Source organism: Chryseobacterium sp. C39-AII1 (assembly GCF_039672645.1).
In the GTDB taxonomy this organism is placed as follows: domain Bacteria; phylum Bacteroidota; class Bacteroidia; order Flavobacteriales; family Weeksellaceae; genus Chryseobacterium.
Map to the genome: position 1 here is coordinate 150,968 of NZ_JBDFPQ010000010.1, position 14,312 is coordinate 165,279.

Consider the following 14,312-nt stretch of genomic DNA (forward strand, 5'->3'; position numbering starts at 1 on the left):
CCCCCCCCCCCCCCCCCCCCCCGAAACTCAAAACGAAAAGCAGACAAAGTATAAAACGAAAAGCAGACAAAGTATAAAACGAAAAATAAGAATCTTTAAAATTAATCAAACCTCAGTTAAACAAAAAAGCTCCATAAAAATGGAGCTTTGTATTATATTAAGATATGTTTCTTAGTAATCTACATTAGATGTTTCATCACCAATGTTCCAAGTTAGACCGAAACGAAGGGTGTTATCCAAAGCGGTATTAACTTTAGACATATTAATAAGGTAAGAAATATCAAGACCGAAAGAACGGTACTTTAATCCGATACCTGCTGTTGCAAATTGTCTTGCTCCCTGCTCTTCACTTTCGTGGAAATAACCTCCTCTTACTGCGAATGCATTGTCATAAGAATACTCAAGACCTGCACTATACATGATAGAATTAGCATTTTTGAAAGACTTTCCGATACCTTGCATTACACCAACGTTTGGCACTGCATACATTGGTTTTCTTGTATTCGGATCGATTCCTGCATATTCAGAACCAGGAACTAAGATTTTTGAACCTTCAACGCTTAATCCCACTCTGTTTACATCATCAAGATACATGTCGTAACCAACCCCTAATCTTGCCATAGTAGGCAAATAAGATCTTGATTCTTCGTTTCCTGTATAATCTAATTTCGGACCTAAGTTCTGAACAGCAAAACCTGCATTCAATTTTCCGTCATACCCTCCGAAGCTTGAGAATCTAGGAGAAGTATAGTATCCTGAAACGTCTACTGCAAAAGAGTTGGCCGCTTTCAAAGTCGTATCTGTGTTGAATCCTCCGGCTAAGTCTGAACGAATGAATCTACCTGTAACGGCCATGGAGTAAGAATCAGAAAGTTTCAAACCATAAGCAACGTCGATAGAGAATTCGTTTGGCTTTGAGGTACCCATTGAAGTTACATCATTTCCTACTAGCTGAGTTAAATCTACCTCACCCATATTGAAGTAATAAATACTTGCTGAGATCGTAGATCTTTCTTCCTGACCTAAGAATTTGTGGAACGCACCATATAATAAGAATACATCATTTGTAAGTTTCCCCATGTACGGAGTATAGTTTACCCCAACGGAAGAACTCGTCCTGCTAAAAGGATATTTCGCTGCATTCCAGAACTGAGAAAACGCGTCGGGAGAGGTAACAACCCCTTGATCTCCCATACCTCCGGCTCTAGCATCCGGCGCAATTCTTAGAAATGGAGCTCCGGTTAATACTGGGTTTATTTTACTTAGATCCTGCGAGTATCCTAAAAAACCAGCACTTAAACCAATCCCCAAAAACAGCTTAGTAGTTAAATTCATATGTTGTCTTTTATATATTATCAGTTTTTTATAAATATTGTTACAATTATTATTTTAAAATTATTTCAAAAGTACCATTTTTTCTACAGCTGTAGCACTTCCTTTGCATTTTTCTTGATTTTGACTTTTTGCAAATATCTTAAAAATATACGTACCTTTTGCTACTGTTGCACCAAAATCGTCTCTTCCGTCCCATTCAATTGCTTGGCGAGGCGTTCTAAAGCCCTGTAGGAACGGTTCTGCCATTACAGTTTGTGAAATTGTTTTTACTAATTTTCCTGTAATTGTATAGATTTGAACGTTTACATCCAAAATATCATCACAATTATGCTCAAACTGAACGTAGGTTTTATTGGTAAACGGATTTGGCCAATTCATTGGTCTGTTGATTGTCAAACGCTGGTCGGCTTCATCCTTAACCTCAAAATTCAACGTAGAAGTTGTAGAATTATTGTTTATATCCCAAACTTTAAATGTTAATTGATGTTGTCCTAATCCTAAATTTCTGAAAGGGTAGGTTACATTTCCTTTCTGATAATCGGCTAAGCTAGGATTTACACAACCATTTCCTTCTCCTGAAGCAAAGAAGTCGTTCAAAATTACGGTGTTAATAATTTGGCCGTCCAAATATACAGTAATATCATGACCAACGCCTGATCCTGTAGAATTAATTCCCGTATCATCCGTAACACAAGCCAATAACATCGGGTTTTGATCTGTAATTCCTCCATCGGCAAAATTTGTATTGTTCATATACAATTTCACTTTTGGCGGCTCGTTATCATTAATTCCGTTTGGATTAAGATCTCCTACCTGAACGGCTTGGTTGTTGAAAACATCGGTTGCTTTATTATCGGCATATCCAAGAATTCTACCTGTTCCAACAGCGTAGTTAATATCTTTCGGAACATAAAATTCTACGGTGAAAATTCCGTTTACGGCAGTTCCGGATGCTTTTACAATTGCACTTCCTTCTTCTGTATATTGTAAGATCGGCGTTAAACCTCCGTCATTATTTAAGGTTGATTTATTTAATCTTTTATCAAAAATATTAATAACCACTCTTCCGTTGAAAGTCGTGTTGGTGGTTCCGTTCTGATTGGTAACTCGCCCGGTAATTTTCACAAAATCTAATCCTCGGATTAATCCCGGAACCGGAGTTTCAATATTATCAATTGTTAAAAGTCTTTTTGGTCTGCTCAATTTCGTAGCAGGATCTCCAAGGAAGTTTACTTTTAAGTGATCCGGATAAGCCCCTTTTTGTTTTTTAGCATTTAAATGAGCCATACCTAATGTGGCAAAATCATCACTTTCCAGTTTGAAGATATTTTGTGTAAGAATATTCGTAAAATCGATACCATATCCTACACCTACCGCACGGCTGGAAGTAATCATTGTAGAAGTTCCGCCTTGTTTTAGTTTAATAAACTGCTCTCCTACAGAACTGGTTGCAGGATCGTCCCAAAGGGTAAATTCACACGTAATCGTAGATACAAAAGGGAATCGGCTGTAAACATTCGAGAAGTTGTTGAAATTCTGAACTTCATCAGAAGATAAAACCCTTTCCTGTGCCCATCCATTGATACCTCCGTGCCCGAAATAGAAAAGATATAAGCTGTTTCCTACATCATTGGCAATCGCCTGGTTTACCTGCGGATATCTTGGCCCTCCCGCAGAACTTTGTTGCTGGAAAGCATCTAAATACAATTTTCTTACGTTATATTCTTTAAGATTGGTATTGTTTTGTTCGAAAACATTTACCAAAGAATTATTCATTACAGTATGGAAAGGTGTTCCGCCATCGTTATCATCATCCACCACAAAATCCAGCTTCATACGCCATTCTCCAAACGGAGTAGATTGCCCCGGAAGAGAATTGTTGTAAGCCAAAGATTTATCAATCATATTGGCAGCTTCTGTAACATTGGCAGCAGGAATTCTTCCGATAGGCAGATCCGGTAAAATATATTCAATTTGATTAGAGGTCTGCGGCTGCGTCATCACGATATAATCATCTGTAACGAATGAGCTCACAAAATCTGCAGATTCTTCACTCTCGTAGCTTGGAACGATATTGGTGTTTCCGGAAATTCTGTCTTTATAGTCATATGACGCATCTCCTAAAATGAAGACATATTTTAAACGTCCTGCCGGAGTATTTAATTTCGTTACAAAATTACGGATAGCGGTAAGATCTCTGCTTCCGCTGCCGAATTCATTATAAATTTTATTAATATCAACTACCTGAACGTTATAGCTGTTCCTTGATTCATGAAAGTTGGCGATTCTCTGCGCCTGAGACATGAATGGGGCAGTGGTTAATATTAAATAATCTACATTCTGTATTTCAGAAAGATTTTGATTGGCAATTCTCTCCACAAACTGTGGCGAATAAGCAGATTCTGCTCGGAAAGCTACAAATTCATTATTAAAATTCGGGTTAGAAGAATTATATCCGAAACTGAAAGTACCATTTCCTGCCGCTTTATTTACTCGTCTTGTTGCATTCGTAATATCGGTAACATCCCAAACCTGCTCCATGAGTGCGGTATTAGAAATACTGAAACCATAGTTGGTATTTGTTCCGCTCATTAAAGAAAAATCTCTGAAATTCATCTGAGTTCCGTTGAATTTCAAATCTTCTTTATATTGCACTTCGGCATAATCAAAATAGAAAGTTCCGTTAGGATTTGTTGTAATATCAGGCTTATAATTAATAGTAATCTGATTTCCGCTTAAATTTGAAATCGTTCCGTTGTAATTCAAAGGAAAAAAATCATAGGCAACATTGGTTCCGTTTGGCGGAACAGGAATAGGAACTGAATTTTGATTATTAATATTGAATGTTGTTGAGTTCTGCTGAGCATGATACCCTACAATCTGTGTACGGTATCTGATAAAATCGCCTCCTTGAATTGGCGAATTGGTGTTAAAAGTAATCGTTTTATCTGTGGTAAACGGTGCATCTTCCACCCAGATTCTTCCAACTTTCAGCAAATTTTTCTGATCGTTATTAATCACCTGATAGTTATCGTATCTCGTAATCAAAGCCGTATTTGGAAGTGCTACATCTGCTTGCTGCACTCTTTTTCCGGCACCTTTATCAAAATTAATATAATAATAAGAATGATCTTCGTAGATGTTTTTCAGATTATTACTGCTGTCAAACCTTGTCTCGTTTCTTTTAAAGCCGTTACCGTTTCCTGTATCATAAAGATTGTAACCATCCGGCCCCTGGGCATAGAATAAAGCATAATCTCCATCATTCCATACACCGTCATCTTCACCTACCACCTGAATGGCATTTTCCTGCAAGGCGCTGTATTGCGTGTCTTGATTATTTTCAGGAAGCATGATTCCTCCGTTTCCGTAAATTCTGAAATTCTTAGGATTTACAGAAGAAGGGTTGATGCCGTTATCTTTTAAAAACTGAGTTGTAATTTTGAAAATTCCGGATTTATCAACTTTAATTTTATAAAAACCACCACTTGCCAAAGGGTTTGCAGTTGTTCCCACTTTATTGGCGTTTCCGTTGCCTGATGCAATAGCGGCACCTTCAGAAACATCATACGAAGCAAGTCTTAAAACCTGACCTTTTTCAAATTTAAATAATGAAACACTTATGTTGGCATATCTTTCCCCCTCATGATAATAATAGGATACGTTATTCAGTTCGCGCTTGGGCAGCAATTGTCTGTTAAGCTCAAATAAATCTCTGTTGGAAACTGGTTCCCAAGATAAATTAGAAATTTTGATCTGCTTTTCTCCTATTTTTTGTCTGGTAGTTATAAAAACGCTATTTTGGCTGTAAGAAAAACCTTCATTTTTGAAATTTGGAAGATTAATTTTAGACTCACCAAAGTCTTGAATTTTAGAACCATTCCATTCAATGTTGACTCTTTGGGCCCAAAACATTGATGTAGAGGCTAATAGAAATAAAAGCGTGATTTTTTTTCTCATGTTTATTATTCAAATTTCCGAATTACAAAATAAATGAAAATTTTATAATTAAATTGCGATACAATAAAATTAATTTGTTATCGTTTTTCAAAAAAATCAATCTTTACTTGATTTATTGAATAATTTATTTTTTCTTTGTACTTTGAAAATATTTATATCGACTATGAAAAAACTAAAGTTGTTTTCATTAATAGCATTAAGTTCTACACTTGCATTAACCAGTTGTGGTGGATCAGGTACTAGCAAAGGCGGCGGTACTAAAAAATTTGTCAGCAAAACAGGTTGGAAACCAAACGAGAAACAAGGTTGGTTTTTTGCAGGAAAGCAACAAAAACAAAAAGGTTGGCCGGGGATGGTATATGTAGAAGGTGGAACTTTCACAATGGGATTAGTGAAAGATGATGTTATGCACGATTGGAATAACTCACCACGCAGAATGCAGGTAAGTTCTTTCTTTATCGGAGAAACAGAAATTACTAACTATGAATACCGCGAATACCTGACATGGTTGAAGTATGTATTCCCACCAAGTGACCCAAGTTTTAAGGAAATCTACAACGGTGCTTTGCCAGATACCTTACTTTGGGACAACAAATTATCTAGAAACGATTATAACGAAACTTATTTCCGTTCTCCTGAATTCGATTACTACCCGGTAGTAGGTGTTTCTTGGACTCAAGCCAACAGATACTGCGAGTGGTTGACTGATAGAGCAAATGAAAAAGCTTTAATGCAAGCTGGTATCATTGCTAAAGATTTGTACATCAACGAATCTAACAACCAAGGAGGAACTGCATTCAACATGGATAAATTCAAGGCGAATGATCCTGAAATGCAAGGATATATAAATGAACAAAGAATGCAGCAAAAAACTGGTTTGAAAACTACAAACCAAAGATTATTAGCTGCAAACAGAGCTCCTAATGGCGCTATGGTACAAAAATTCAGACTTCCAACAGAAGTTGAATGGGAATACGCTGCTTTAGGAATGGCTAAAAACAGAGAGTACAACCAATATTTAGGTAAAAAACCTCAAATCGAATTGTTAAGAGGTACTAAAGGTAGAGACAGAGGAATGTTCCTTGAAAACTTCAAAATGGGAAGAGGAGATTATTCTGGTATTGCAGGTTGGAAAAACGACGGTTCTGCACAAACTTCAGACGTTAGACAATATCCATCAAATGACCTAGGAATCTATGGTATGTATGGAAACGTTGCTGAATGGACTGCTGACGTATACAGACCCATCATTGATGAAGACTTCAGTGATTTCAACTACTACAGAGGAAATATGCCTCAGGCTATCGTAAGAAACGGTGACGGTACTTACAAAATGGTAGACGAGACAAGCATTAAATATGATACTTTGGCTGACGGAAGATTAGTTTACAAAAACTTACCAGGTCAGTTCGAAAGACAAACAGTTGCTGACTACAGAAACTACAGAGATGGTGACAGACAGTCTTCATTAGAGTATTACAGAGCGGCAGATTCTGCTGCATCTTATGATATGTACAACTCTCCAAAACAGAGATTTATCGTAGATGCTACAGGTAGAGTAAAAATGCAAAAAGATACAAAAGACAGAACTTCTGCTATGTCTAACGATGTTAGAGTAGTAAAAGGTGGTTCTTGGCAAGATACAGCTTATTGGCTAGATCCGGGACAAAGAAGATATAAGACTGAAAACAAGGCTTATGGTTGGATTGGATTCCGTGTTGCACAGGATGCTAGAGCTAGCGATAAGAGTAGAACTAGAAGATAATATTTATCAAAAAATATTTTTAAAAAACCTTCCGAATTTTTGGAAGGTTTTTTTATTTTTGAATTATGAATATAGAACAGTTTTACACTTTATTTTTACAATCAAATAAAGTAACTATCGATAGCCGAAAAATAGGAAAGAATGATATTTTTTTCGCTTTTTCAGGAGATAATTTCAATGCAGCAACATTGGCCGAAAAAGCTATTGATGAAGGTGCTTTAGCCGTAATTGTTGAACAAAAGCATTTTGAAAACGAAGCTAAAAACATTTTCTATGTTCCATCAACGTTAGAATTTCTGCAGCAGCTTGCCATTCATCATAGAAATCAGCTTCAAATTCCTATTATCGGATTAACGGGAAGTAATGGTAAAACTACGACGAAGGAATTGATTCATGCTGTACTGTCAGAAAAATTCAATGTTCAATATACTTTCGGAAACCTGAACAATCATATTGGAGTTCCTTTAACGCTGCTTTCGATTAAACCAGAACATGAAATGGCGGTTATTGAAATGGGAGCCAATCATCAGAAGGAAATTGAATTACTTTCGAAAATTGCCAAGCCAAATTATGGCTATATCACTAACTTTGGTAAAGCCCATCTTGAAGGCTTCGGAGGTTTTGAAGGAGTAATTAAAGGTAAATCTGAATTATATGATTATTTAAAAACTCACGGTCAAACTATTTTGATTAATGAAAATGATCCCATTCAGATTGAAAAAACAGAAAATTATTCGCCAACAATTACGTTTGGAAAAGAGACTTCAGATTATAATTTTGAAACATTTTCAGAAGAGCATTTTGTAGGTTTAGTTTATCAAAATGAAAAAGCTGTTTCTAAATTAACAGGGGAGTACAATTTCACCAATCTTTGTGCAGCGGCAAGTTTAGGCTTACACTTTGGAATCGATCTCGATAAAATTAAACATGCCATTGAGAATTACACACCAACGAATATGCGTTCTCAGGTCGTGAAAAAAGATGGTAAAACGTTGGTGTTGGATACTTATAATGCCAATCCGAGTTCTATGACGGCTTCTTTGCATAATTTTATCACCTTTGAAGGTTCAAAAACAATCATTATTGGTGATATGCTTGAGCTAGGAGAAGAGAGTGAAAAAGAGCATCAAAATATTTTAAATTTAGCCCAAAACTTAGGTTTTGATGAAATTTTTACCGTTGGCAAAAACTTTAAAAGCATCAATTCATCTGAAACATCTTTTGAGAATACGGCAGAGCTAACAGAATATTTAAAATCGAATAAAATTCAGTCAGAAAACGTATTGCTAAAAGGTTCCAGAGGAATTGCGCTGGAAAAAGCAATAGACTTTATTTAGATCTATTGCTCCAGAATTCTTTTAAAATCAACTTAATATTTTTGAATGTGTTTGGAAAAACTTCATCTTCGATCTGAGTGTCGTTTTTCCAGGCAACTTCGGTAATTCCTTCTTCTGTTTGTGGTTTTGAGGTATCTTCACCATTAAAGTTCATTTCAAACCAATGCGTACATTTCAGAACTTTATCGCCGTTTCTTTCGATATAAATATGATACGTTGTATTGATGAATTGTACCAATTCAACATCTTTTAAACCTGTTTCTTCCTCGATTTCTCTTACCGCAGATTCTTCACGCGATTCTCCCTTTTCCATTTTTCCTTTTGGAAGATCCCATTTTCCTAATCTTTTGATGAAAAGAATTTCTCCATTTTCATTACTTACAATTCCGCCTGCCGCTTCAATGATTCTGAAAAGTTTCTGAAAGTCTGTCCAGATTTCTTCAATATTTTCACCGTACACGTTCAGTTCGTTGGCTGAAGTGTTCTCCAGCAGATCCAAAGCCATTTCTAAAGTTGTGAAGCTTTCATAGCTAAGCGATTTTTCTAAGTTCTCAGATTGCTTAGACAGTAACAATTTTTTTTCGTTCACAAAAACTTTATACATATATTTGTAAGAATTAAGAATTTAAATACAAAAATAAAAAATGAATTTAGAAGGACGAAAGATTATTGTGAATAAATCATCGAAGGAGCTTGTAGAAATACTGAAATCTCCTGAAAATTACAAAGAATTTATGCCGGATGGTCTTCAGAAATTTGAAACAAGAGAAGATGGATTTAAATTCGGATTACAGGGAATGCCTGAAATTGCCCTTAAAATAGATGAAGTGAACGATCAGAAAGCTGTATTGAAGTCTGCAAGTTCAAGCTTAGATTTTGCATTGACCGCAACTTTAAATCCTTTAAACGAAAACCAAACTGAGGTGCAAATGTTGTTTGAAGGAAAATTTAATCCTTTTATTAAAATGATGGTTGAAAAACCTCTTCAGAATTTCATTAATACTTTGACGGATAAAATCGAAGTTTATAAATAAGATAGAAAGCCTTCAGCAATGGAGGTTTTTTTTATGCCATAACTCCCGAACTGTGATCCGCAAAACTTCCCGTAGCAGAAGCCAATACATTGATCTCATTATTCAATCTTAAAATGCCCATAAAAGCAAAAATTAATGCTTCTTTATAATCAATGATTTCTTTGTGTGGGATAATGATTTCGGCAGTAGTTTTAGCCTTAATTTTTTCAACTAAAAAAGTATTGTAAGTTCCGCCGCCTGTAAAAAGAATGTTTTTTAATTGATATTCGTTGATAATATTCGCGATTTGTTGGCTTACATGTTCAGTGAAAGTGGCTAAAATATCAAGCATTTCTGTTTGTTCAAATAGAGGAAAAATATTTTCATTACACCATTCAATTCCTAAAGATTTTGGGTGTGATTGTTGGTAAAAGTTTAATGAATTGAGTTTTGATAAAAGACCTTCATTAATATTTCCCGTTTTTGCTAAATCTCCATTTTCGTCAAAACTTTTATTGAATTTTTGTACCAGTTTATTGAGGACAATATTCACAGGAGCAATATCAAAAGCGATTCTTTGATTATTAATTTTCAATGAAATATTAGAGAATCCGCCTAAATTTAAGCAGGCTTCGTATTGTGAAAATAAAATTTCATCACCAATAGGAACTAAAGGAGCGCCATTTCCGCCCATCAAAACATCCTGAGTCCTGAAATCATAAATAACAGGCAAGTTCGTTTTAATTTTTATAGCTCTTCCGTCACCAATCTGTAACGTGAATTTTCTTTGTGGTTGATGAAAAACAGTGTGCCCGTGAGAAGCGATTAAATCAATGTTTTCTAATTGATGCTTTTTGATGAAATTCTTCACCAATTCACCCAAATAGAAACCATACTCGGAATGGATTTCCAATAGATCTTCAGCAGATAAGTGTATCGAGTTTCGGAGTTTCTCTTCCCAATTTTTAGGATAAGAAATTGTTTCTGCTTTAAGAATCTCAAAAGTCCAAACTTCTTGCTTTTCAAATCTTGCAAAACAAATATCCAAGCCATCAAGGCTTGTTCCGGACATTAAACCAATTGCCTGCAAAACCATGATTGCTTATTTTTTAGATTCAGAGATTTTTGCCGCACTGAAATCTCCGGTATTCTTATAAAAAGTGTATTCTGAAAAGTCGTCTTTTGCCGTCATTCCTTTGGCACCAATTAATGTAGAACCATCTTCCATCGTTACGTAAACCGTGTCGTGAGTGTAAATTCTTTGTTTTGGCTGATCCCAATATAAGGTTTGCATGGCAAATCTTTGACCTTCATTGGTAGTGATTCTTACATCGCCTTTAGCTTCATAGAATTTTTTAGACTCAAAAATTTTAGCATATTTAGCCGTAATTTTTCCGGGAATTTTAGGCTTTTTCTTATCAAAAAACTGAATGTTGATTCCTTTTGTTGCCACAACATATGGGCTATCAATCAATTCATATTTTTCAATAATCGGGGCAATGGCTCTCAAGGTTACAAATCCCGAATCTCTTTGAATAATATTGGCATTATTAATAATCTGCGAAGGGAAATTTATACTTTGTTTGCCGTTGGCTTTTGTTACATCTTCGTCACAGGAGGTCAATATAAAAAATATAGCACAACTAAAAAGGCATGCTATATTTTTATATGATATGTTTTTTCTCAACTTCATTCTTAGTTGTATAGAGTTTTTCTAAACCACTTATCGGCAAAATTAAAGCCGACTCTAAAGTTAATAAAATTCTGGTTAATCAGATTATCTTTAAGTGTTCCTCTTTTTCCTAGTTCGATGCCTAGTTCAAGACCACTCATTCTTGTTATACTGCTGTTTTTGAATGGTAATAAAACTCCCGCAGAGATACCAAACTTGTTGATATTGTTTCCTGCAAGCTGAATATTTCCTTTTTCATAAAAAGCACCATAGCGGTAAACCACTCTTGAGAAATAGCTTCTGAAGTTGTTATAGTTTGGCAAATACCAACCTCCGACTGCTACTCTGTAAGAATCTTGCATATCGAAAGTATTTCCGAAGTAAGAAACCGTTTCTCCTTTTTTATAGTCTAGCTGTGTAGACACAAACCAGTGGTTTTCATCTCCATATCCAACCCCTAATGAAGCCTGCAACGGAAGAAGGTTTTTAGATTTAGTACTTTTTTCTTCAATAATAGATTGCCCTGCTTTTACATCTACTGCAGAATAATAGTACGTACTGTTGGTATAATCAGTCGTCATATTACCATTAGTATTTCCAAAAGTAGTTGTTGCACCTATCGTAAACTTACGGTCTGTAGAAGGATTTACTTTTTGATACGTTGCTCCTAATGTGAAGTTGAAGTTTTTGATGCTGTTTTTCGTTTCGTAACCATTTACCAATTCTGCATTAGAACGAGCAAGTTCATTGGTATCATATAGAGTTCCGAAATATAAATTGGCTCTTAAACCCGCAGAAAATTCCGGAGTAATTTTATAACCTAATGCAACCATAGCTGTGTTCAGCGTACCGCTTCCTTTGAAACGATTGGCAACCACATACTCATTGCCCATTTCATCTTTTCTTGTTTCAGAATTAAGGATGTCATAGCTTTTTGAGCTGTATGGCTGATAAGACAATCCCATTTTTATTTTCGATGAAATTGGGAAAGCCAAAGAAATGTTAGACAAATACGTAGAATGTTTGGTAGACTTCGTATTATTATAATTTGTTTTGAAGTAATTGTTTTCGTTGGTAGCTTCCAGCTTTATACTTGTAAGCTCGAAATTAGCGTTGTTAGCTGGGTTGGCAAAATTGAAACTACTCGAAAAGTCGCTGATAAAAGCTGTTGATATACCTCCCATAGAGGCAGTTTCAATCGTATTATCATATTTTACATCTCCAATTCCGTATGTTGCATAGGGCGAGTTACTTAAACTCTGTGCATTTAGGAAATATCCCACCGATATAAATGATAGTACAAAGATTTTTTTCATTCTTTATTTTTAAAACAATGCGCAAATATCTTAAATATTAATGAATTGTAAAAGTTTAACGAGGTTAAAGTTTGTTAAGGGCTCATCTTTAGGCTAAAAACATGATTTTTCCTCAAAAAAAATGATATTAATTTAAACAAAAAAGACCATTCATCCTAAGTTGAACAGTCTTTAATATAGTTTTAATTGTTTTCAAATTATTTTACCTGAAGCACAGATCTTGTATGGCTAAAATTATCAAAACTGAATTTTCCGTGATATTTTCCCATTCCTGAAGTTCCTACACCACCAAAAGGCAAAAAGTGAGAACCCACATGCACGATCGCACTGTTGATTTCTGCATCGCCGCTTGTTGTTCGGTTTAAAACATCTTGTGCAAAATCCTGATCTTCGGTGAAAACATACAGAGCCAAAGGTTTCGGACGATTATTGATTTCCTCCAAAGCTTCATCAATATCATTATAAGTCATGATCGGAAGGATCGGCCCAAAGATTTCCTGCTGCATTACTTTATCATCCCAAGTTACATTATCCATTAAAGTAGCTTCGAAATGTCTGGTTTCAAGATCATAATTTCCACCGTAAATTACTTTTTCTGGAGCTGCTTCCAAATAACCTGCAAGATTTTTAATTTGTTGCTGACTTACTATTTTCCCGATTTTTCCAAGCGTTTGATCGTCGTATGTACTTTTTAAATACGTTTTGAACTTTTCAATAAATTCATCTTTCAGCGATTCATGAATATAAATATAATCAGGAGCCACACAGGTTTGTCCGCAATTGATCCATTTTCCGTAAGAAATTCTGGCTACTGCTTTGTCAAGATCAGCATCTTTATGAACGATTGTTGGAGATTTTCCACCTAATTCTAAAGTTAAAGGAATTAATTGTTCGGCTGCAGCTTTCATTACAATTTTCCCTACATTCGGGCTTCCGGTGAAAAAGATATAATCAAAAGGTAAGCTCAATAGTAAAGTATTTTCTTCAATTGCACCCTGAACAACGGCAACGTAAGATTCATCAAAAGATTCTTTCACAATATCTTCCAGAACTTTTGCCACATGAGGTGTATTTTCAGAAGGCTTAATGATGGCTGTATTTCCTGAGATCAGAGCGCCAATCAACGGACTGAAAGTCAACTGAACCGGATAATTAAACGGTCCGATAATATAATTTACGCCATAAGGTTCATACATAATTTTGCTGGAGACTTCAGCTCCTGATGGTAAAGGTTTCGAAGGAACTTCCGTAGGTTTTGCCCAGTCATCAATATTTTCTAAAAGATAATCAAGTTCGCTGATTACGATTTGTATTTCCACATATTCCGCTTCTTTTCTGCTTTTCCCCAAATCGATATCTAATGCTTCGCAAAGTGCATCTGTGTGATTTAAAAATACTTCACGGAAATTTCTCAATTGAGCCTTTCTGAATTCAATATCTTTTGTCTGATTGGTTTTGAAAAATGCTTTCTGTTGAGCGAATATTTCTCTTATTTTCTGTTCTGATTGTTGATCCATCTTATTTATTTTTAATTGTTGAAAGTTTCGAAAACTTCACAATATTTTATAGTTAAACTAATTTGAAAATTGATATCACAAATGTATTGCTGAAAATTATATTGCACACAATTTAATTTAGATTTTATACCAATTAATATTATTGATATGACCTATAATAGACTGCAACCAACAATGAAAAATTAGTGCCAAGATTATCAGTTTTTTGAAGTTCCTATCTTGTAAAGTCATCAAATTATAATAATACTTTTGATGTAAGGACTGCAATCTTAGCCCCGATGTTCTATGTTAAATTGCAAATTATTTAGGTTAAAATTTTAAAGTTTTTTTGATAATCCGGTTGATATTTCGTCTTATTCTTCACCACTCCAAAACAGATTCTCAAAAGTTTATTACA

Annotated in this window: 10 protein-coding genes; 3 read left to right on the forward strand and 7 right to left on the reverse strand. The window is 35.1% G+C overall.

The window, feature by feature from the left end:
* Positions 1–171: 171 nt before the first annotated feature.
* A complete protein-coding gene (porV, locus tag ABEG63_RS15550; RefSeq protein WP_267405251.1) occupies positions 172–1,335 on the reverse strand; it encodes a type IX secretion system outer membrane channel protein PorV in 1,164 nt (387 codons plus the stop codon).
* Positions 1,336–1,395: 60 nt separating this feature from the next.
* Positions 1,396–5,295: a type IX secretion system sortase PorU gene (gene porU / locus ABEG63_RS15555; RefSeq protein WP_346586047.1), complete on the reverse strand. Its 3,900-nt coding sequence runs from the start codon at positions 5,293–5,295 to the stop codon at positions 1,396–1,398.
* A gap of 163 nt (positions 5,296–5,458) precedes the next feature.
* Here porU and gldJ point away from each other — a divergent pair, with 163 nt between their 5' ends.
* A complete protein-coding gene (gene gldJ, locus ABEG63_RS15560) occupies positions 5,459–7,060 on the forward strand; it encodes a gliding motility lipoprotein GldJ (protein ID WP_346586048.1) in 1,602 nt (533 codons plus the stop codon).
* A 65-nt stretch (positions 7,061–7,125) separates the two neighbouring features.
* Positions 7,126–8,397, forward strand: a complete 1,272-nt coding sequence (murF, locus tag ABEG63_RS15565; RefSeq protein ID WP_346586049.1) for a UDP-N-acetylmuramoyl-tripeptide--D-alanyl-D-alanine ligase — start codon at positions 7,126–7,128, stop codon at positions 8,395–8,397.
* On the opposite strand, the gene ABEG63_RS15570 is transcribed toward murF, so the two are convergent.
* Complete coding sequence (locus ABEG63_RS15570; protein WP_346586051.1) at positions 8,390–9,001, reverse strand: NUDIX domain-containing protein; 612 nt, start codon at positions 8,999–9,001, stop codon at positions 8,390–8,392. The genes murF and ABEG63_RS15570 overlap by 8 nt on opposite strands.
* A gap of 40 nt (positions 9,002–9,041) precedes the next feature.
* Here ABEG63_RS15570 and ABEG63_RS15575 point away from each other — a divergent pair, with 40 nt between their 5' ends.
* Positions 9,042–9,431, forward strand: a complete 390-nt coding sequence (locus ABEG63_RS15575; RefSeq protein WP_267405255.1) for an SRPBCC family protein — start codon at positions 9,042–9,044, stop codon at positions 9,429–9,431.
* Between the two features lie 31 nt (positions 9,432–9,462).
* Here ABEG63_RS15575 and ABEG63_RS15580 read toward each other — a convergent pair whose 3' ends face one another.
* From ABEG63_RS15580 to mdlD, 4 genes are all read right to left on the reverse strand, one after another.
* Positions 9,463–10,506, reverse strand: a complete 1,044-nt coding sequence (locus ABEG63_RS15580) for an anhydro-N-acetylmuramic acid kinase (RefSeq protein ID WP_346586053.1) — start codon at positions 10,504–10,506, stop codon at positions 9,463–9,465.
* Between the two features lie 6 nt (positions 10,507–10,512).
* Complete coding sequence (gene lptC / locus ABEG63_RS15585; RefSeq protein WP_346586055.1) at positions 10,513–11,103, reverse strand: LPS export ABC transporter periplasmic protein LptC; 591 nt, start codon at positions 11,101–11,103, stop codon at positions 10,513–10,515.
* Between the two features lie 2 nt (positions 11,104–11,105).
* Positions 11,106–12,398, reverse strand: a complete 1,293-nt coding sequence (locus tag ABEG63_RS15590; RefSeq protein WP_267405258.1) for a hypothetical protein — start codon at positions 12,396–12,398, stop codon at positions 11,106–11,108.
* Positions 12,399–12,595: 197 nt separating this feature from the next.
* Entirely contained in the window at positions 12,596–13,924 is a 1,329-nt protein-coding gene (mdlD, locus tag ABEG63_RS15595) for an NAD(P)-dependent benzaldehyde dehydrogenase MdlD (protein ID WP_346586067.1), read from the reverse strand.
* Positions 13,925–14,312: the final 388 nt, after the last annotated feature.